Genomic DNA, 19,081 nt, shown 5'->3' with positions numbered 1-19,081 from the left:
TGCCAGGCGTAAGACAAAACACCCTCTCCCCCGGCCCCTCTCCCATGAATGGGAGAGGGGAGAGTGAGTTCACCGAATAACAAGAAGGACTACACCTTGAGCGAACCAAGCTACCTGCTGAGCATCGACAACGGCACCCAGAGCGTGCGTGCGCTGCTGTTCGATACCCAGGGCAACCTGCTGGCCAAGGGCAAGGTGGAGCTCGATCCCTACTTCTCCAGCCAGCCCGGCTGGGCCGAGCAGGACCCGGAATACTACTGGGCCAGCCTCGGCGAGGCCTGCCGCCTGCTGTGGCAGCAGGTGGATATCGACCGTCGCCTGATCAAGGGCGTAGCGGTGACCACCCAGCGTGGCAGCATCATCCATGTCGATGAGCAGGGCGCGCCGCTGCGCCCGGCGATGCTCTGGCTCGACCAGCGCCGCGCCGAGGTGCAGGGGCGGATCAAGGGGGCCTGGGGCTGGCTGTTCAAGCTGGCGCTGGCCGAGGAGGCGGTGGATCACTTCCGCGCCCAGGCCGAGGTCAATTGGGTGGCCCAGCATCAGCCGGACATTGCGGATCGCACGCACAAGGTACTGCTGCTGTCCGGGTTTCTCACCCAGCGCCTGTGTGGTCGCTTCGTCGATTCCACCAGCAGCTGCGTGGCCTACCTGCCGTTCGACTACAAGCGCCTGCGCTGGGCCGCGCCGGGCGACTGGAAATGGCAGGCGCTGGCCGTGCGCCGCGAGCAACTGCCGGACCTGGTCAAACCGGGCGAGCGCCTGGGCAGTATCAGCGCCTCCGCCAGCCGCCATACCGGCATTCCCGAGGGCCTGCCGCTGATCGCCGCCGGCGCCGACAAGGCCTGCGAAGTGCTGGGATCCGGCGCGCTGGACGCCGGCACCGCCTGCCTGTCCTACGGCACCACTGCGACCATCAACACCACGCGCCGCCGTTACCTGGAAACCATCCCGCTGATCCCGCCGTACCCGGCGGCGCTGCCGGATCACTTCAACACCGAGGTGATGATCTACCGCGGCTTCTGGATGGTCAGCTGGTTCAAGCGCGAGTTCGGCCTGCGCGAGATGCAGCGTGCCGAGGCCCTCGGCGTGCCGCCCGAGGCGCTGTTCGACGAGCTGGTCAACGCCGTGCCGCCCGGCTCCATGGGCCTGATGCTGCAGCCCTACTGGACGCCGGGCATCCGCGAGCCGGGCCTGGAAGCCAAGGGCTCGATCATCGGCTTTGGCGACGTGCACACCCGCGCGCACCTGTACCGGGCGATTCTGGAAGGATTGGCCTACGCCCTGCGCCAGGGCAAGGAGCGCATCGAGAAACGCGCCGGCACCCGCATCGAGCGCCTGCGCGTGTCCGGCGGCGGTTCGCAGAGCGATGCGGCCATGCAGCTGACCGCCGATATCTTCGGCCTGCCGGCCGAGCGCCCGCACCTGTACGAAACCAGCGGCCTGGGCGCGGCGATCAATTGCGCAGTGGGCCTGGGCCTGCACCCGGATTACCCGAGCGCCATCGCCGCCATGACCCGCGTCGGCCAGGTATTCCAGCCCAACCCGGCCGCGCAGCACACCTACGATCAGCTCTACGGGCAGGTCTACCAGCGCATGTATCGTCAGCTCAAACCGTTGTACCAACGCATTCGCAAGATCACCGGCTATCCGGCGTAGGCTGAAGTTGATGAACATTGTGGGAGGGGCTTTAGCCGCGACCGAGCAATACCCAGGTCGCGGCTAAAGCCCCTCCCACAGAAACAAGTCGCCCTCCTAAGCGGAGGGCGATTGGTTTGGCATCAGGCGACATCCACCAGCACGATCTCGCTGTCTTCCTGGGCCTCGACGCGGATCAGCGTTTCATCGGCGATGGCCACGCCGTCACGTGCCTGGGCCGCCACGCCGTTGACCCTGAAGGCGCCGCTGGCGCCCACCAGATAGGCCTTGCGACCCGGCTGCAGGCTGTACTCGGCGCTTTCTCCGGCCTTGATCGTGGCCGCCACCAGGCGCGCATCGGTACGGATGCGCAGGGCGTCGGCATCTTCCTCGTAGCCGCTGGCCAGGGTGACGAAGGCTCCGGAGCGGTCGCCTTTGGGGAACGGCTTGGCCCCCCAGAACGGCGGCAGCCCGGCCTGGTTCGGCTGGATCCAGATCTGGAAGATCTTGGTGGTCTCGTCCTCCAGGTTGTACTCGCTGTGGGCGATGCCGGTGCCGGCGCTCATCACCTGCACGTCGCCGGCCTCGGTACGGCCCTGGTTGCCCAGGTTGTCCTGATGGGTGATCGCACCCTGGCGCACGTAGGTGATGATCTCCATGTCGCGGTGCGGGTGCGGCGGGAAGCCCGACTGCGGGGCGATCTCGTCGTCGTTCCACACCCGCAGGCGGCCCCAGTTCATCCGTGCGGGGTCGTGGTACTCGGCGAAGGAGAAGTGGTGACGGGCATTCAGCCAGCCGTGCTGGGCGGCGCCGAGCTGTGCAAAGGGGCGTACTTCGATCATGGCAAATCCTCCGGTAGTGCCCGGGCCTAGTCCCGTGCAACGTCGATGGCGGCATGATCTATTTGAATTGATCGATTTAAAAGCGCAAATACTGCGGTATAAATATCTATTTATTAGATGTGTTTGTCGGGTAAGCAGCCAGTAGGCTGTTGCCGATCCCTTTCAAGGAGGACTGCGATGCGCGAGCGCAAGGCCTGGTTGATCCTGCATGGCAAGCAGGCGTTGAACGAGGAGGTGAGGGCGGCGGTGGCCGATCTGCGCGAGCAGGGCTGGGACCTGGCGGTGCGCCTGACCTGGGAGGGCGGCGATGGCGAGCGCCTGGTCGCCGAGGGGCTGGCGGCCGGCTACCCGACCCTGATCGCCGGCGGCGGCGACGGCACCCTGCGTGATGTCGCCGAGGCTCTACACCGGGCCGGTGGCGGTGCCAGCCTGGCGCTACTGCCGCTGGGCACCGCCAACGACTTCGCCCGCGCCGCCGGCGTGCCGCTGGCGCCGGCCGAAGCGCTGGCGCTGCTGGAGCAGGAGCCGCGTCCGGTGGACCTGGGCCTGGCCGGCGAGCGCGCCTTCCTCAATATGGCCACCGGCGGTTTCGGCTCCAACGTCACCGCCAATACCTCGGAAGAATTGAAGAAGGTGCTCGGCGGCGCCGCCTATTTCCTCACCGGGCTCAGCCGCTTTTCCGAGGTGCGTTCGGCCTTCGGTCGTTTCCAGGCGCCGGGTTTCGCCTGGGAGGGCGACTTTCTCGCCCTGGGCATCGGCAACGGCCGGCAGGCCGGCGGCGGCCACCTGCTGTGCCCCGATGCCCTGGCCGACGACGGCCTGCTCGACGTGTGCATAGTGCCGGCGGCGCAGGATGTGGTCGGCACCCTCGCTACGCTGCTGTCCGGCGGCATCAACGGCCTGCAGAGCGTGGCCATCGGCGCCCGCGTGCCCTGGCTGGAGGTGGAGGCGGCCGAAGGGCTCGACCTCAATCTCGACGGCGAGCCGCTGGAGAGCCGCGGCCTGCGCTTTCGCGCGGAAGCCGCGGCGCTGCGCCTGCACCTGCCGGCCGATTCGCCCTTGCTTGGCGGCTGAGGGCGGCTCAGGCATGATGGCGCTACGCCAGCAGCGCTTCAGCGGCAGCGCGCGCGGCCGATAACCTGACGCTAGACTCGCCTTAACCCCTCAGGAGCGCGCAATGGCCGGCATCCTCGATTCAGTAGATCAACGCACCCAGCTGGTCGGTGAGAACCGCCTGGAAATCCTCATGTTCCGCCTGGCCGGGCGCCAGCTGTTCGCGATCAACGTGTTCAAGGTGCAGGAGGTGCTGCAGCTGCCCAAGCTGACCCTGATGCCGCAGCGCCACCCCTTCGTCTGCGGCGTGGTCAACCTGCGCGGCCAGACCCTGCCGGTGATCGACCTGTCCCAGGCCATCGGCATGCGTCCGCTGGTGCCGGACGAGCGCAGCACCATCATCGTCACCGAGTACAACCGCTCGGTGCAGGCCTTTCTGGTCGGCAGCGTCGACCGCATCCTCAACCTCAACTGGGAGTCGATCCAGCCGCCGCCCGGGGGCGCCGGGCGCCAGCACTACCTGACCGCCATCACCAAGGTCGAGGAGCAGATCGTCGAGGTCATCGACGTGGAGAAGGTGCTGGCCGAGATCGTGCCGATGAGCACCAAGGTTTCCGCCGAGAAACTCGCCGACCCGCTGCTGGAAAAGGCCCGCGGCCGCGAGGTGCTGCTGGTGGACGACTCCAGCGTGGCTCTGAGCCAGCTGCGCGATACCCTGTCGCAGCTGGGCATCCGCATGCATATGGCCAGCGATGGCCTGAAGGCGCTGAACCTGCTGAAGAAGTGGGCCGACAGCGGCGAGGTGATGACCGACAAGCTGCTGATGATCTTCACCGACGCGGAAATGCCGGAAATGGACGGTTACCGCCTGACCAGCGAGATCCGCAACGACCCGCGCCTGCGCGACCTCCATGTGGTGCTGCACACCTCGCTGTCGGGCAGCTTCAACGATGCCATGGTGAAGAAGGTCGGCTGCGACAACTTCCTCTCCAAGTTCCAGCCGGACAAGCTGGTGGACGTGATCCGCCAGCGCCTGGCGCTGGACGAACCGAGCTGAAACCTAGGGCTGTTGCGCCAGGCGCTGGCGCAGATGCTCCACCCGCTCGCGGTTGACCCCCAGATCCGAATGCCCCAGGCGCGAGGCGGAGCGCACCTGCACCGCCTGCGGCTCGATAAGAAACTCCACGTCGTCGACGAAGCGCAGCACCCGGCTGGTGAATTCCGCGCGCAGATAGTCGTCCTCCTGCACCACCAGGCGTACCCGCGGCTCGTCCGCCAACAGCTGCAGCAGGCGTCTTCGGGTTTCCTCCGGGCTGCCGCGCAGCGCCAGCGGCGCTATGGCATGTTGCTCGTCGCTGGCCTGGCTGTTGACGCAGTTGGGCGAGGCCGGGCAGGGCGCCAGGCGACCGTCGCGCACCCCCAGCTCGCTCGGCGGGCTGCCGCTGCAGCCGCCCAGCATCACCGCCAGGAGGATCGCGGCGGCGGACTTGTGAGCGCCGCCGGCAACTCGTATAAGGGCGTTTTGCGAAACAGGAAGCTGGCGCATGTTGAGTCTCTCGCGGTTGTACCGCTATCCGCTCAAATCCGGTCGTGGCGAAGTGCTGCAGCGCAGCGCCGTGGACGGCCTGGGCCTGCATGGCGACCGTCGCTGGATGGTAGTCGAAGCCGAGAGCGGGCGCTTTATCACCCAGCGCCTGCTGCCGCAGATGAGCCAGCTCGGCGCCCTGTACGACGCCCGCGGCGGCCTGACCCTGAGCGCGCCGGGTTGCGCCGATCTGGCCGTGGCGCTGCCCGACCCCGAGCAGGATCTGCGCGGCGTGACGGTCTGGCGCGACAGCCTGCGCGTGCCGGATGCCGGCGATGCGGCCGCCGATTGGCTTAGCGCGCTGCTGGGCCGTGCCTGTCGTCTGGTGCAGGTGCCGGAGACGCGCACGCGCCAGGTCGACACCGCCTACGCCCAGCCGGGTGATCGGGTGGCCTTCGCCGACGGTTTTCCGCTGCTGCTGATCGGCCAGGCGTCGCTGGACGACCTGGCGGCGCGGGTCGGCCGGCCGCTGTCGATACTGCGTTTTCGCCCCAACCTGGTGGTCACCGGCAGCGAAGCCTATGCCGAGGACGAGTGGAAGCGCATCCGCATCGGCGCGGTGGAGTTCGAGGTGGCCAAGGGCTGCTCGCGCTGCATCCTCACCACCGTGGACCCGCAGACCGGCGAGCGCAGCGCGGACCGCGAACCGCTGAGCACGCTGAAGACCTACCGCGAGCGCGATGGCCAGGTGTACTTCGGGCAGAACCTGCTGCCGCGCGGCGTCGGCGAATTGCAGGTCGGTATGCCGGTCGAGGTGCTGGAGTAACGCCGGCAGGGTCGCGCGATGCGCAGCAGACCCTCGGTCAGCTGCGCGCGGCGCGGCCGGCCGAGGGGATCGCCTTTCACTGATCGTCGAAATAGCGCTCGTGCCAGGCCACCAGCGGGTGCGGCGCGTCGAGCTTCTGACCGTAGATCACCGAGTAGGACAGCACGTTCTGCACGTACTGGCGGGTTTCGTCGAACGGGATGTTCTCCACCCAGACGTCGTAGCTCAGGTGGTCGGCGCCGCGCAGCCACTGGCGCACGCGGCCGGGACCGGCGTTGTAGGCGGCCGAGGCGAGGACGCGGTTGCCGTTGAACTGGCCGTACACCTGGCTCAGGTAGGCCGCGCCGAGCTGGATATTGGTGTCCGGGTTGAGCGCCTGCTGCGGCGAGGCCAGGGGGATGCCGAACTTGCGCGCGGTTTCCTTGGCGGTGGCCGGCATCAGTTGCATCAGGCCCATGGCGCCTACGTGGGAGCGGGCGTCGGCCATGAACGCGCTTTCCTGGCGGGTGATGGCGAATACCCAGCTCGAATGCAGCTCGCGGCGCTTGGCTTCGCGCACTAGCTGGTCGCGGTGGGCCATGGGGAAGCGCACCTCCAGGTCGTCCCAGTACTGCGCCTGGCTGATGGTGCGGATGGCCGGGAAATACCACTGCATCTCGTAGGCCAGGCGGGCCTGGGCCACCAGCTCGTCGCGGCTGAACAGGCGACTGACGTGGTACCACTCGCGGCGGCCGTCGACGATCTGGCCGCGATCGTGAAATTCCATGGCGCGGCGGATGCCGGCGGTGTTGCGCACCTTCTGCACCGTCTTCGGATCGAGCGCCAGCGGCTTGTTGTTCAGCTGGTAGGGTGCCTTGACCTGATCGGCGGCCATGAAGCCGTAGAAGTCGCGCTCCTTGGCCAGGGCCTGGTAGAGCACGGCCGGCTGCTGGCTGTTCGGTTGTGCCAGCTGCAGGCTGCGCGCGTTCCAGTAGCGCCAGCGGTTGCTGCTGGCCAGGTCGGCCGGCATGCGCTGGGTCAGCTGATGAGCCTCGTCCCAGCGGCCGTGACGCAGCAGCAGACGGGCGCGCCACTCGCTGACGGTGTTGTCGCGCAGCTCCGGGTCGTACTTGGCCATCACCTGCAGGCCGCGCATGTCGAAGCGCTTGGCCAGGGTCAGGCCGATCTGCCGGGCGATGGCCACCTGTTCGTCCTGGGAGAACTTCATGCGCTGGGCGTAGCTGTCGAGCAGGCTCAGGGCGTCCTCGGGGCTCTGCCGGGCCAGACGGCGCAGGCCGAGGCCGACCACGTCGGCCATGGCGGCGTCGGCCGGGGCGAAACGCGCGGTCTGCTTGAGCAGCTGCGGCTTCTGCGCCACCTCGACCAGCAGCTTGGCGCGCGCGCCGAGGGTTGGCATGTTCTTGCTCAGGTGGTTGGCCAGGCCGTAGTTGCCGGCTTCCACCGCCAGCTTGGTGCGTTGCCAGCGGCGTTGTTCGGTGAGCTGGCCGGTTGCCGCCCAACGTGCGAACAGCGGATCGCAGGCATTGGGCTGCGACTTGCCCACCAGCCACAGCTTCTCCGCGGTGGCATTGCCTTCGGCGATCAGGCCGTGGCTCAGCTGGTATTGGCCATAGAGGCAGTCCAGCTCGGTGAAATTGAGCGCCGGGTCGTAGTGGGCGAGGAAGGGCTGCCAGTCGCCGCGTTCGGCCAGCCAGCGCAGCCAGCGCAGTTTCATCCAGCTGGCCTGGGGCAGGTCGCCATGCTCGGCGAGGAACTTCTCGATCTCGGCGTTGCTCGCCGACTTGAGCCGGTGAGTCAGCTCGTCGTAGGCCAGGTGGGGCGTCAGCGGGTAGTCGCGCAGCGCGGCCTGGTAGCGGCGGTAGGGACCGCTGTCGCCCTTGGCCAGGGCGCGCTTGGCCTCGTCGTAGTACTGGCGCTGCTGCGTCAGGTTGGCGGCTTCGGCGCTGGCCAGGCCGGCAGTGGTGAGGATCAGGCAGGAAACTACAGAAAGAAGACGACCGCGCATGGCATTTCCAGGGCAAGCAGGTGAGGGGGCAACGGGTTCCGTTCGTTGCATGGCTCTAGCTTAGCCGTTCGCCGGGGCGCGGTGAATGCCGGCGCGCTCGGCGGACATATGTGGCAACAGAGCGCCGGCCAACTCGGGTAGAATGCGCCGCCTGTTTCTGGAGAAGCCCATGACCCTGCTCAAGTTCGCTGATGTATCCCTCGCCTATGGCGCCATGCCCCTGCTCGACGGGGTGTCCTGGCAGATCGCACGGGGCGAGCGGGTGTGCATCATCGGTCGCAACGGCACTGGCAAGTCGAGCATGCTCAAGCTGGTCAAGGGCGAGCAGATGGCCGACGACGGCGAAATCTGGCGGGCGCCGGGGCTGAAGATCGGCGAGCTGCCGCAGGAGCTGCCGCGCGCCGACGAGCGCACGGTGTTCGACGTGGTGGCCGAGGGCCTGGCCGGGGTCGGCGAGCTGCTGGCGCGCTATCACCATCTGGCGCAGAACATCCACGGCGATGACGACCTCGAGCAACTGATGCACGTGCAGCAGGAGCTGGAAGCCAAAGACGGCTGGCGCCTGCAGCAACTGGTCGACAGCACCCTGAGCCGCCTGCAACTGCCGGCCGACAAGACCCTGGCCGAACTCTCCGGTGGCTGGCGCCGGCGTGTGCTGCTGGCCCAGGCGCTGGTTTCCGAGCCGGATCTGCTGCTGCTCGACGAACCGACCAACCACCTGGACATCGGCGCCATCGCCTGGCTGGAAGAGGCACTGAAGGATTTCGGCGGCGCGGTACTGTTCATCACTCACGACCGTTCCTTCCTGCAGAACCTGGCCACGCGCATCCTCGAACTGGACCGCGGCGGCCTTATCGACTGGAACGGCGACTACGCCAGCTTCCTGGTGCACAAGGAGCAGCAACTGGCGGCCGAAGAAACCGCCAACGCCCTGTTCGACAAGCGCCTGGCCCAGGAAGAGGTGTGGATTCGCCAGGGCATCAAGGCCCGCCGCACCCGCAACGAGGGCCGCGTGCGCGCACTCAAGGCGATGCGTGCCGAGCGTGCCGAGCGCCGCGAACGTCAGGGCAAGGCGAACATCGCCCTGGAAACCGCGGACAAGTCCGGCAAGCAGGTGATGCTGGCGGAAAACGTCAGTTTCGCCCATGCCGGGGGCCCTTTCCTGGTCAAGGATTTCTCCATGGTGCTGCAGCGCGGCGACCGCATCGGCCTGCTCGGCGCCAACGGCACCGGCAAGACCACGCTGCTCAAGCTGCTGCTCGGCGACCTGCAGCCCAGCAGCGGCAGCATCGAAGTCGGCACCAAACTGGAAGTGGCGTATTTCGACCAATTGCGTCACCAGCTCGAGCCGGAAAAAACCGTGATCGACAACGTCGCCGAAGGCCGCGATTTCATCAGTATCGACGGCCAGAGCCGTCACGTGCTGAGCTACCTGGGCGACTTCCTGTTCAGCCCGCAGCGCGCGCGCACGCCAGTCAAGGCGCTGTCCGGCGGCGAACGGGCACGACTGTTGCTGGCCAAGCTGTTCAGCAAGCCGGCCAACCTGCTGGTGCTGGACGAACCGACCAACGACCTGGACGTGGAAACCCTGGAACTGCTCGAAGAAGTGCTGCTTAACTTCCCCGGCACCGTGCTGATGGTCAGCCACGACCGTGCTTTTCTCGACAACGTGGTCACCAGCACCCTGGTGTTCGAGGGCGAAGGCAAGGTGCGCGAATACGTCGGCGGCTACCAGGACTGGCTGCGCCAGGGCGGTTCGCCGCGTCTGCTCGGTGTGGGTGAAAGCAAGTCCGGCAAAGCCGAACTGGCCACTGCCATAGTCGAAGCGCCGGCCCCGGCGGCAGTCGCCCCGGTGCAGGAGAGCGTCGAGCCGGCGAAGAAGAAACTCAGCTACAAGCTGCAGCGCGAGCTGGAAGCGATTCCCGGGCAGATCGATGCCCTGGAGCAGGAAATGGCCGGGTTGCAGGAGCGGATCGCCGATCCGGGCTTCTACCAGCAGCCGGTGCAGGCCACCACGGAAGTATTGGCGCGCCTCGACGACTTGCAGAAGGACTTGGACAAGTTGCTCGAGCGCTGGGCAGAGCTGGAAGGCTGAACGAAGGAACGCACAGACATGGCCATCGAGTACCGCATCACCCTCGACGACAATCATCAGTTCAGCTACCGGATCGAGCTGAACCGCGAATACGACCCCGCCCAGGCGCAGCAGGCCCCGGCCTGGACCCGGTTGGGACACCAACAGTGCAGCAACTGCCCGCTCAGTCGCGAGCAGTTCAGCCATTGCCCGGCGGCGGTCGACCTGCACCGGGTGATCGAGGATTTCCGCGGCCTGCCGGCGTTCAAGAAGGCCAGCGTGTGGGTGCGTACGCCGGAGCGCGAGTACACCAAGCAGGTCGGCCTGGAAGAGGGCCTGCGCGCGCTGCTCGGGGTGATCATGGCCACCAGCGCCTGCCCGGTGCTGGCGCGGCTCAAGCCCATGGCGCAGAACCACCTGCCGTTCGCCAGCAACCAGGAGTTCATCCTGCGCGCGGTGTCGCTGTACCTGGCGCGGCAGTACTTCAACATGCGCGAGGGACGCCTGGCGGACTGGGAGCTCAAGGGCCTGGTGCGCCTGTTCCAGCAGCTCAAGCTGGTCAATCAGGCGTTCTGGCAGCGCATCCACGACACCTGCGACGGCGATTCCAACCTCAAGGCCTTCCTCACCTTCTTCTCCATGTCGTCGAGCATGACGGTGTCGCTGGAGACCCAGTTGCAGAAGATCCGCCCGCTGGTCATGAGTGCCGGCGAGTCGTTCGAGTGACGCTATCTCGGTATGAGGAGCGCTGAGCGCTCCTCATGCTCACGTTTCAGGCGCTTTTCTCGGCTTTCTTCAAGCGCACTGCGAGCACGTCGCAAGGCGCGCCGTGCAGCACGTCGTTGGCGGTGGAGCCGAGCAGCAGCGCCAAACCGTGGCGGCCGTGGCTGCCGACTACGATCAGGTCGCAGCCCTGTTCCTCGGCCAGACGATGAATTTCCTGGCGCGGCTGGCCGTAGGCCAGATGGCGCTGATCTGCGGTCAGTTCCGGGTACTTGCCAGTAAAGCTGTTCAGGCGTTCGCGCGCCTGCTCGAATTGCTGCTGCTGCAGCATCGACAGGTCCATCGGCACGTCCCCGCCGAAGGCCATGGCCATCGGCTCGACGATATGCACCAGGGACATCTTGGCGCCGCTGGCCTTGGCCAGCTTCTGTGCGCGAACCACCACGGGGTCGCATTCCTCGGTCAGGTCGACGGCGACCAGAATATGCTGGTAGGGCATGGTGAACTCCTCCTTAAGGGTACGAATGGCTCTGCAGCAAGTATGGCCCCATTGCGCCCGATAAGCGGCTGCTTATTGTTACGACCTTGCCTGGCGGGCAGGGTGCCGGCTGAGGGCGGACAAAGAAAAGCCCGGTGCGAGCACCGGGCCTGAATCGGGCCAGGCAGGCCGGAAAAACTGTGGCATCACTGCTGGTTGGCGGCGTACTGGGCGGCTACGCCTTCCAGGCCTTCGATGATGCTGTCGGAATACTTGCTGACCAGAAAGGGCACGCTGTTCTCGTTGTAGTTCAGCAGGGATTTCTCGATATAGCGCCATTTTGTGCCGATACTGCCGAGAGCTGCGCTGATCTCCGGGGTGTTTTGCTGGGCACGATTGAGCCCGTCGAGCTTGCTGGCGAACTCGCCGACCAACTCGTCGATGGCGCGCTCCTCGCCGCCGCCGAAGAAACTGCCGCCGATCGAGGCGCTGCGCGAGGCGTAGTCCAGGGCGATGCCCTGCATCAGCAGGCTTTGCTCGCGGCTCTGCTGGGTCAGGGGCGGTACGCTGTAGCCGCTTTCCTGCTGGATTTTCTGGTACAGCTCCTGGGCAATGGCCATCAGCCGCTGGTTGCTGTCGGCCAGGTCGGCGACCGGCTGCAGGTCGGTGTAGCCCTGGCTGCGCATGGCCTCCATCAGCGCCTGCAGGCCGTCGCGGTAGCCCTGCCATTCGCCCTGCCACTGGCTGCGCAGGGCCTTGGCGCCCTCGCCGGGCATCTCGCCGAGGGCATCCAGGTGGCCCTGGGCCTCCTGTAGCGACTCGCCGATCATCCGTGCGTAGCGCTGGTCGCCCTCCATGCCGTTGTACATATAGAAGTCGCCGAGGCTCTTCTGCGTGGCCAGGCGCAGTTGGTGCAGGCGCAGCAGATCGTCGGCCGGTGCGGCCAGCAGGGATGGCGAGACGAAGGCGAAGAGGAAGACGAGCAGGGCGCTCAGGGAAAATGCCAGCGAACGGCGGCTCGACATTGGGGACTCCGTGCGGCCCATCGTGGGGGCTCGATTTGTTGTGGTATTGCAGCCGGATGGCGCTGTGCCAGCCGAAAGTGAGACGACTGTACCTGCAGCGCGGGGATTTGGCTAGGCGCGGGCGGTCGGCCGCCGGGGCGCCTTAAAGCGCCGCAATGGTGCGTTATCGATGGCGTTTATCGGCCCTGGCCCAGGCCGCGGCGGGCCTGGGTTTGCGCCGGGGATGCGCACGCCGCGCAAGAAGGCCAATTGACAAGCGCCGGCTTTTCCCCGAAGGTGTGCACACCCAAATCAAACGGGCGTATGAATTGAGCGTTTGCCTTGTTAGGCGCGCCATATGCAGCCCGAATATCGCGTCGGCGGGTGTGTCGTACCGATTGGGGCTATGCTCGTGCGGCGTTGCCGCGAGCTGGCCTGCCGGTTGGCTCCGATGTGTACTGTTCAGCTTCCATACCGTGGAGATCAGTTGATGATTTACGAAGGTAAAGCCATCACGGTTAAGGCTCTTGAGAGCGGCATCGTCGAATTGAATTTCGACCTCAAGGGTGAGTCCGTCAACAAATTCAACCGTCTTACCCTCAACGAGCTGCGCGCCTCCGTCGACGCGATCAAGGCCGACGGTTCGATCAAGGGCGTGATTGTCACCAGTGGCAAGGACGTGTTCATCGTCGGTGCCGATATCACCGAGTTCGTCGACAACTTCAAACTGCCCGACGCAGAGCTGGTGGCTGGCAACCTGGAAGCCAACAAGATCTTCAGCGATTTCGAAGACCTCGCCGTGCCGACCGTGGTCGCCATCAACGGCATCGCCCTGGGCGGCGGTTTCGAGATGTGCCTGGCCGGTGACTACCGCGTGATGAGCGAGACCGCCAAGATCGGTCTGCCGGAAGTCAAGCTGGGCATCTACCCGGGCTTCGGCGGCACCGTGCGCCTGCCGCGCGTGATCGGTACCGACAATGCCGTCGAGTGGATCGCCTCCGGTAAGGAAAACCGCGCCGCCGACGCCCTCAAGGTAGGCGCCGTCGACGCCGTCGTCGCTCCCGCCAAACTCAAGGAGGCCGCGCTGGACCTGGTCAAGCGCGCCATCTCCGGCGAGCTGGACTACAAGGCCAAGCGTCAGCCCAAGCTGGAAAAGCTCAAGCTCAACGCCATCGAGCAGATGATGTGCTTCGAGACCGCCAAGGGCTTCGTCGCCGGCCAGGCCGGCCCGAATTACCCGGCTCCGGTCGAGGCGATCAAGACCATCCAGAAGGCCGCCAACTTCGGCCGCGACAAGGCGCTGGAAGTCGAGGCTGCCGGCTTCGTCAAGCTGGCCAAGACTTCGGTCGCCGAGAGCCTGATCGGCCTGTTCCTCAACGATCAGGAGCTGAAGAAGAAGGCCAAGCACCACGACGAAATCGCCCGCGACGTGAAACTGGCTGCCGTACTCGGCGCCGGCATCATGGGCGGCGGCATCGCCTACCAGTCGGCCTCCAAGGGCACCCCGATCCTGATGAAGGATATCCGCGAAGAGGGTATCCAGATGGGCCTGACCGAGGCTTCCAAGCTGCTCGGCAAGCGCGTCGAGAAAGGTCGCATGACCCCGGCGAAGATGGCCGAAGCCCTCAACGCCATCCGTCCGACCATGTCCTACGGTGATTTCGGCAACGTCGACATCGTCGTCGAAGCCGTGGTCGAGAACCCCAAGGTCAAGCAGATCGTGCTGGCCGAGGTGGAAGGCGTGGTGCGTGAAGACGCCATCCTGGCCTCCAACACCTCGACCATCTCCATCAGCCTGCTGGCCCAGGCGCTCAAGCGTCCGGAAAACTTCGTCGGCATGCACTTCTTCAACCCGGTGCACATGATGCCGCTGGTGGAAGTCATCCGTGGCGAGAAGTCCAGCGAAGTGGCCGTGGCCACCACCGTTGCCTACGCCAAGAAAATGGGCAAGAACCCGATCGTGGTCAACGACTGCCCGGGCTTTTTGGTCAACCGCGTGCTGTTCCCGTACTTCGGCGGCTTCTCCAAGCTGCTGGGCTTCGGTGTCGACTTCGTGCGCATCGACAAGGTCATGGAGAAGTTCGGCTGGCCCATGGGCCCGGCCTATCTCTCCGACGTGGTCGGCATCGATACCGGCCACCACGGTCGTGACGTGATGGCCGAAGGCTTCCCGGACCGCATGGCCGTGGAAGGCAAGACCGCCGTCGACGTGATGTACGACGCCAACCGCCTGGGCCAGAAGAACGGCAAGGGCTTCTACGCCTACGAGACCGACAAGCGCGGCAAGCCGAAGAAGGTCTCCGACCCGGCTGCTTACGAGCTGCTCAAGTCCATCGTGGTCGAAGAGCGTGAAGTCACCGACGAGGACATCATCAACTTCATGATGATCCCGCTGTGCCTGGAAACCGTTCGTTGCCTGGAAGACGGCATCGTCGACACCGCAGCTGAGGCCGATATGGGCCTTATCTACGGCATCGGCTTCCCTCCCTTCCGCGGCGGTGCGCTGCGCTACATCGATTCCATCGGTGTCGCCGAGTTCGTCGCCCTGGCCGACAAGTACGCCGACCTGGGCGCGCTGTACCACCCGACCGCCAAGCTTCGCGAAATGGCTGCCAAAGGCCAGAAGTTCTTCGGTTAAGCGCGCAACGACTAGAGCGAGAGTGAATTTATGAGCCTGAATCCTAGAGATGCAGTGATCGTCGACTTCGGTCGTACCCCGATGGGTCGTTCCAAGGGCGGCATGCACCGCAACACCCGTGCCGAGACCATGTCGGCGCACCTGATCAGCGGCGTGCTGGCACGCAACACCAAGCTGGACCCGGCAGAAGTCGAGGACGTGATCTGGGGCTGCGTCAACCAGACCCTGGAGCAGGGCTGGAACATCGCGCGCATGGCGTCGCTGATGACCCAGATCCCGCACACCAGCGCCGGCCAGACCGTCAGCCGTCTGTGCGGTTCGTCCATGAGCGCCCTGCACACCGCCGTGCAGGCGATCCAGACCGGCAACGGCGACGTGTTCGTCGTCGGTGGCGTGGAGCACATGGGCCACGTCGGCATGATGCATGGCGTCGACCCGAACCCGCACCTGTCGCTGTACGCCGCCAAGGCCTCGGGCATGATGGGCCTGACCGCCGAAATGCTGGGCAAGATGCACGGCATCAGCCGCGAGCAGCAGGATGCCTTCGGTGAGCGTTCGCACCGTCTAGCGCACAAGGCCACCGTCGAAGGCAAGTTCAAGGATGAAATCATCCCGATGCAGGGCTACGACGAGAACGGCTTCCTCAAGGTGTACGACTTCGACGAAACCATTCGTCCGGAAACCACCCTGGAGAGCCTGGCCGCGCTGAAACCGGCGTTCAACCCGAAAGGCGGCACCGTGACCGCGGGTACTTCCTCGCAGATCACCGACGGCGCTTCCTGCATGATCGTCATGAGCGCCCAGCGTGCTCAGGACCTCGGTATCCAGCCGATGGCCGTGGTACGCGCCATGGCTGTGGCCGGCGTCGATCCGGCGATCATGGGTTACGGCCCGGTGCCGTCCACCCAGAAGGCGCTCAAGCGCGCTGGCCTGACCATGGCGGACATCGACTTCGTCGAACTCAACGAAGCCTTCGCCGCCCAGGCCCTGCCGGTGCTGAAGGACCTCAAGCTGCTCGACAAGATGGAAGAGAAGGTCAACCTGCACGGCGGCGCCATCGCCCTGGGTCACCCCTTCGGTTGTTCCGGTGCCCGTATCTCCGGTACCCTGCTCAACGTCATGAAGCAGAACGGCGGCACCTTCGGTGTCTCCACCATGTGCGTGGGCCTTGGCCAAGGCATCACCACCGTCTTCGAGCGCGTTTAAGCGCTAGCGGACAGAAACCGGGGCCCAGTGCCCCGGTTTTGCTTTTTACGGCTTTTATTTCGGGAACTTCTCATGCAGTTGCAGCCAGGACTCTATCGCCACTACAAGGGCCCGCAGTACCGCGTATTCGGTGTGGCGCGCCATTCCGAGAACGAGGAAGAAGTGGTGGTGTACCAGGCCTTGTACGGTGAATTCGGCCTGTGGGTGCGGCCGCTGAGCATGTTCTGCGAAGAGGTCGAGGTGGACGGCAAGCGCGTTCCACGCTTTGCTTTGATTCAGGCCGAAGTCAGCCCTATCGGCACTTCGCAAGTCTGAGTGCGCAGCCCCTGCGCTTGACCTTCGCTCGGTCGCCACTATATATAGCGGGGCCTCAAGGCTCCCTGCCTTCTATATTTCGCAATTCAGGAATTTTCTGATCCATGGGCAAATCGCTGGTCATCGTGGAATCCCCGGCCAAGGCCAAGACCATCAACAAGTACCTGGGCAGCCAGTACGTGGTGAAGTCGAGCATCGGCCATATCCGTGACCTGCCTACCAGCGGTTCGGCAAGCGCCACCAAGGAGCCGGCCAAGCGCGGCAAGGCCGCCGGCGAAGCGCCTGCGCTGTCGCCCAAGGAAAAGGCCAAGCGCCAGCTGTTCGCGCGCATGGGCGTCGACCCCGAGCACGGTTGGAAGGCCAAGTACGAGATCCTGCCTGGCAAGGAAAAGGTGATCGAGGAACTGCGCCGCCTGGCCAAGGATGCCGACACCATCTATCTCGCAACCGACTTGGACCGCGAAGGGGAGGCCATCGCCTGGCACCTGCGCGAGTCCATCGGTGGCGACGACGCTCGCTACAAGCGCGTGGTGTTCAACGAGATCACCAAGAAGGCGATTCAGGAAGCCTTCTCCAAGCCCGGCGAGCTGGACATCAATCGCGTCAACGCCCAGCAGGCGCGCCGCTTCCTCGACCGCGTGGTGGGCTACATGGTCTCGCCGCTGCTGTGGGCCAAGATTGCCCGCGGCCTGTCTGCCGGCCGCGTGCAGTCGGTGGCGGTGAAGCTGGTGGTCGAGCGCGAGAAGGAAATCCGCGCCTTCGTCCCGGAAGAATACTGGGAAGTGCACGCCGACCTCGGCACGGCGAAGAACGCCAAGGTGCGTTTCGAAGTGGTGCGCGAGAACGGCACTGCCTTCAAACCGGTCAACGAAGCGCAGGCCATGGCCGCGCTGGACAAGCTCAAGGCTTCCAGCTACAGCGTGGTCAAGCGCGAAGACCGCCCGACCAGCAGCAAGCCGTCGGCACCCTTCATCACCTCCACCCTGCAGCAGGCGGCGAGCAACCGTCTCGGCTTCGGGGTGAAGAAGACCATGATGATGGCCCAGCGCCTCTACGAGGCCGGCTACATCACCTATATGCGTACCGATTCGACCAATCTGTCGAACGATGCCGTTGAAATGGTCAGGGGCTTTATCGGCAGCGAGTACGGCGACAAGTACCTGCCGGGCAAGCCCAACCTCTATTCGAGCAAGGAAGGCGCTCAGGAGGCGCACGAAGCGATTCGTCCGTCCGACGTCAACCTGCGCCCGACCCAGCTGTCCGGCATGGAACGCGACGCCGAGCGCCTGTACGACCTGATCTGGCGCCAGTTCGTGGCCTGCCAGATGCCACCGGCTGAGTACCTGTCCACCAGCGTCACCGTGGCTGCCGGCGACTTCGAGCTGCGTGCCAAGGGTCGCATCCTCAAGTTCGATGGTTACACCCGCGTGCTGCCCCAGCAGAGCAAGCCGGGCGAGGACGACGTGCTGCCGGAAATGAAGGAAGGCGAAGGCCTCAAGCTGATCCAGCTCGACCCCAGCCAGCACTTCACCAAGCCGCCGGCGCGCTACTCCGAAGCCAGCCTGGTCAAGGAGCTGGAGAAGCGCGGCATCGGCCGCCCGTCCACCTACGCGGCGATCATCTCCACCATCCAGGAGCGTGGCTACGTCACGGTGCATAACCGCCGCTTCTATGCCGAGAAGATGGGCGATATCGTCACCGAGCGTCTCGACGAGAGCTTTGCCAACCTGATGGACTACGGTTTCACCGCCGCCATGGAAGAGCACCTCGACGACGTGGCCCAGGGCGAGCGCGAGTGGAAGCACCTGCTCGACGAGTTCTATGGCGACTTCAAGAAGAAGCTCGAAGTGGCCGAGGCGGGCGAGGGCGGCATGCGCGCCAACCAGCCGACCACCACCGACATCCCCTGCCGCGAATGCGGCCGGCCGATGATGATTCGCACCGCCTCCACCGGCGTGTTCCTCGGCTGCTCCGGCTACAGCCTGCCGCCGAAGGAGCGCTGCAAGGCCACCATCAACCTGGTGCCGGGCGACGAAATCGCCGCGGACGACGAGGGCGAATCCGAATCCCTGGTGCTGCTCGGCAAGCACCGCTGCCCGATCTGCAGCACGGCGATGGACGCCTACCTGCTGGACGAGACGCGCAAGCTGCATATCTGCGGCAACAACCCCGATTGCGCCGGCTACGAGATCGAGCAGGGCCAGTACCGCATCAAGGGCTACGAAGGGCCGAGCCTGGAGTGCGACAAGTGCGGCAGCCAGATGCAGCTCAAGACCGGCCGTTTCGGCAAGTTCTTCGGCTGCACCAACGCCAGCTGCAAGAACACCCGCAAGCTGTTGAAGAACGGCGAGGCGGCGCCGCCGAAGATGGACCCGGTGAAGATGCCCGAGCTCAAGTGCGAGAAGGTGGACGACACCTACGTGCTGCGCGACGGTGCCTCCGGCCTGTTCCTCGCCGCCAGCGGTTTCCCCAAGAATCGCGAGACCCGCGCGCCGCTGGTGCTGGAGCTGATTCCGCACAAGAGCGAGATCGATCCCAAGTACCACTTCCTGCTGGCCGCTCCGGCCAAGGATCCGGACGGCCGTCCAGCGGTGATCCGCTACAGCCGCAAGACCAAGGAGCAGTACGTGCAGTCCGAGGTGGACGGCAAGCCCACCGGCTGGCGCGCCTTCTTCGACGGCGGCAAGTGGAAGGTCGAAGACAAGCGCTGAGCCTGTCCTGACGAGGTGCGCGCCGGTCGAGGCCGGCGCGCGTATC

At 65.5% G+C, this 19,081-nt stretch carries 15 protein-coding genes; 10 read left to right on the top strand and 5 right to left on the bottom strand.

From position 1 onward, the window contains the following. Positions 1 to 48: 48 nt before the first annotated feature. Positions 49 to 1,656, top strand: a complete 1,608-nt coding sequence (locus tag ACIGFL_RS13390; protein WP_397497492.1) for an FGGY-family carbohydrate kinase — start codon at positions 49 to 51, stop codon at positions 1,654 to 1,656. Between the two features lie 122 nt (positions 1,657 to 1,778). Here the strand turns inward: ACIGFL_RS13390 and ACIGFL_RS13385 are convergent, their stop codons facing one another. Next, entirely contained in the window at positions 1,779 to 2,477 is a 699-nt protein-coding gene (locus tag ACIGFL_RS13385) for a pirin family protein (protein WP_397497491.1), read from the bottom strand. Between the two features lie 177 nt (positions 2,478 to 2,654). Between ACIGFL_RS13385 and yegS the strand changes: the two genes are divergently transcribed. Both yegS and ACIGFL_RS13375 read left to right on the top strand, forming a co-directional pair. Beyond that, positions 2,655 to 3,551, top strand: a complete 897-nt coding sequence (yegS, locus tag ACIGFL_RS13380) for a lipid kinase YegS (RefSeq protein WP_397497490.1) — start codon at positions 2,655 to 2,657, stop codon at positions 3,549 to 3,551. Positions 3,552 to 3,654: 103 nt separating this feature from the next. Further along, complete coding sequence (locus ACIGFL_RS13375) at positions 3,655 to 4,587, top strand: chemotaxis protein CheV (protein ID WP_021444477.1); 933 nt, start codon at positions 3,655 to 3,657, stop codon at positions 4,585 to 4,587. A gap of 3 nt (positions 4,588 to 4,590) precedes the next feature. Here the strand turns inward: ACIGFL_RS13375 and ACIGFL_RS13370 are convergent, their stop codons facing one another. Next, on the bottom strand, positions 4,591 to 5,076 hold the full coding sequence (locus ACIGFL_RS13370; RefSeq protein ID WP_397497489.1) for a DUF1499 domain-containing protein: 486 nt from the start codon (positions 5,074 to 5,076) through the stop codon (positions 4,591 to 4,593). Here ACIGFL_RS13370 and ACIGFL_RS13365 point away from each other — a divergent pair. Continuing rightward, complete coding sequence (locus ACIGFL_RS13365) at positions 5,075 to 5,881, top strand: MOSC domain-containing protein (RefSeq protein WP_397497488.1); 807 nt, start codon at positions 5,075 to 5,077, stop codon at positions 5,879 to 5,881. The genes ACIGFL_RS13370 and ACIGFL_RS13365 overlap by 2 nt on opposite strands. Positions 5,882 to 5,957: 76 nt before the next feature. Here ACIGFL_RS13365 and ACIGFL_RS13360 read toward each other — a convergent pair whose 3' ends face one another. Further along, positions 5,958 to 7,886 (bottom strand): transglycosylase SLT domain-containing protein, encoded by a 1,929-nt coding sequence (locus ACIGFL_RS13360; RefSeq protein WP_397497487.1) that lies wholly within the window; start codon positions 7,884 to 7,886, stop codon positions 5,958 to 5,960. A 169-nt stretch (positions 7,887 to 8,055) separates the two neighbouring features. Here ACIGFL_RS13360 and ACIGFL_RS13355 point away from each other — a divergent pair, with 169 nt between their 5' ends. Both ACIGFL_RS13355 and ACIGFL_RS13350 read left to right on the top strand, forming a co-directional pair. Continuing rightward, positions 8,056 to 9,981 (top strand): ATP-binding cassette domain-containing protein, encoded by a 1,926-nt coding sequence (locus tag ACIGFL_RS13355; protein WP_397497486.1) that lies wholly within the window; start codon positions 8,056 to 8,058, stop codon positions 9,979 to 9,981. A gap of 18 nt (positions 9,982 to 9,999) precedes the next feature. Further along, positions 10,000 to 10,686, top strand: coding sequence for a DUF6901 family protein (locus tag ACIGFL_RS13350; protein WP_021444482.1), 687 nt, complete (start codon positions 10,000 to 10,002; stop codon positions 10,684 to 10,686). A gap of 46 nt (positions 10,687 to 10,732) precedes the next feature. On the opposite strand, the gene ACIGFL_RS13345 is transcribed toward ACIGFL_RS13350, so the two are convergent. Next, positions 10,733 to 11,182: a universal stress protein gene (locus ACIGFL_RS13345; protein ID WP_021444483.1), complete on the bottom strand. Its 450-nt coding sequence runs from the start codon at positions 11,180 to 11,182 to the stop codon at positions 10,733 to 10,735. Positions 11,183 to 11,367: 185 nt separating this feature from the next. After that, on the bottom strand, positions 11,368 to 12,186 hold the full coding sequence (locus ACIGFL_RS13340; RefSeq protein WP_397497485.1) for a hypothetical protein: 819 nt from the start codon (positions 12,184 to 12,186) through the stop codon (positions 11,368 to 11,370). A gap of 469 nt (positions 12,187 to 12,655) precedes the next feature. On the opposite strand from ACIGFL_RS13340, the gene fadB reads away from it, so the two are divergent. From fadB to topA, 4 genes are all read left to right on the top strand, one after another. Then, positions 12,656 to 14,803 (top strand): fatty acid oxidation complex subunit alpha FadB, encoded by a 2,148-nt coding sequence (fadB, locus tag ACIGFL_RS13335; protein ID WP_021444485.1) that lies wholly within the window; start codon positions 12,656 to 12,658, stop codon positions 14,801 to 14,803. Positions 14,804 to 14,833: 30 nt separating this feature from the next. Continuing rightward, complete coding sequence (gene fadA / locus ACIGFL_RS13330) at positions 14,834 to 16,009, top strand: acetyl-CoA C-acyltransferase FadA (RefSeq protein ID WP_397497484.1); 1,176 nt, start codon at positions 14,834 to 14,836, stop codon at positions 16,007 to 16,009. A gap of 72 nt (positions 16,010 to 16,081) precedes the next feature. Beyond that, entirely contained in the window at positions 16,082 to 16,324 is a 243-nt protein-coding gene (locus tag ACIGFL_RS13325; RefSeq protein ID WP_021444487.1) for a DUF1653 domain-containing protein, read from the top strand. Between the two features lie 104 nt (positions 16,325 to 16,428). Next, the gene (topA, locus tag ACIGFL_RS13320) at positions 16,429 to 19,035 is read left to right on the top strand and encodes a type I DNA topoisomerase (RefSeq protein ID WP_397497483.1); all 2,607 of its coding nucleotides are present in this window, start codon (positions 16,429 to 16,431) and stop codon (positions 19,033 to 19,035) included. The last annotated feature ends 46 nt before the right edge of the window (positions 19,036 to 19,081 follow it).

It is taken from the genome of Pseudomonas sp. NPDC077649, from assembly GCF_044542855.1.
Taxonomy (GTDB): Bacteria; Pseudomonadota; Gammaproteobacteria; order Pseudomonadales; family Pseudomonadaceae; genus Aquipseudomonas.
Note: the sequence above shows the minus strand (reverse complement) of the source record. Positions and strands in the feature narration are given on the sequence as shown.

Bases quoted from the DNA above. Each gene is read 5' to 3' on its own strand.
- ACIGFL_RS13390 (WP_397497492.1), top strand. From the start codon at position 49: ATGGGAGAGGGGAGAGTGAGTTCACCGAATAACAAGAAGGACTACACC.
- fadB (WP_021444485.1), top strand. From the start codon at position 12,656: ATGATTTACGAAGGTAAAGCCATCACGGTTAAGGCTCTTGAGAGCGGC.
- ACIGFL_RS13350 (WP_021444482.1), top strand. From the start codon at position 10,000: ATGGCCATCGAGTACCGCATCACCCTCGACGACAATCATCAGTTCAGC.
- ACIGFL_RS13340 (WP_397497485.1), bottom strand. From the start codon at position 12,186: ATGTCGAGCCGCCGTTCGCTGGCATTTTCCCTGAGCGCCCTGCTCGTC.
- topA (WP_397497483.1), top strand. From the start codon at position 16,429: ATGGGCAAATCGCTGGTCATCGTGGAATCCCCGGCCAAGGCCAAGACC.
- yegS (WP_397497490.1), top strand. From the start codon at position 2,655: ATGCGCGAGCGCAAGGCCTGGTTGATCCTGCATGGCAAGCAGGCGTTG.
- ACIGFL_RS13370 (WP_397497489.1), bottom strand. From the start codon at position 5,076: ATGCGCCAGCTTCCTGTTTCGCAAAACGCCCTTATACGAGTTGCCGGC.
- ACIGFL_RS13375 (WP_021444477.1), top strand. From the start codon at position 3,655: ATGGCCGGCATCCTCGATTCAGTAGATCAACGCACCCAGCTGGTCGGT.
- ACIGFL_RS13360 (WP_397497487.1), bottom strand. From the start codon at position 7,886: ATGCGCGGTCGTCTTCTTTCTGTAGTTTCCTGCCTGATCCTCACCACT.
- ACIGFL_RS13385 (WP_397497491.1), bottom strand. From the start codon at position 2,477: ATGATCGAAGTACGCCCCTTTGCACAGCTCGGCGCCGCCCAGCACGGC.
- ACIGFL_RS13325 (WP_021444487.1), top strand. From the start codon at position 16,082: ATGCAGTTGCAGCCAGGACTCTATCGCCACTACAAGGGCCCGCAGTAC.
- fadA (WP_397497484.1), top strand. From the start codon at position 14,834: ATGAGCCTGAATCCTAGAGATGCAGTGATCGTCGACTTCGGTCGTACC.
- ACIGFL_RS13365 (WP_397497488.1), top strand. From the start codon at position 5,075: ATGTTGAGTCTCTCGCGGTTGTACCGCTATCCGCTCAAATCCGGTCGT.
- ACIGFL_RS13345 (WP_021444483.1), bottom strand. From the start codon at position 11,182: ATGCCCTACCAGCATATTCTGGTCGCCGTCGACCTGACCGAGGAATGC.
- ACIGFL_RS13355 (WP_397497486.1), top strand. From the start codon at position 8,056: ATGACCCTGCTCAAGTTCGCTGATGTATCCCTCGCCTATGGCGCCATG.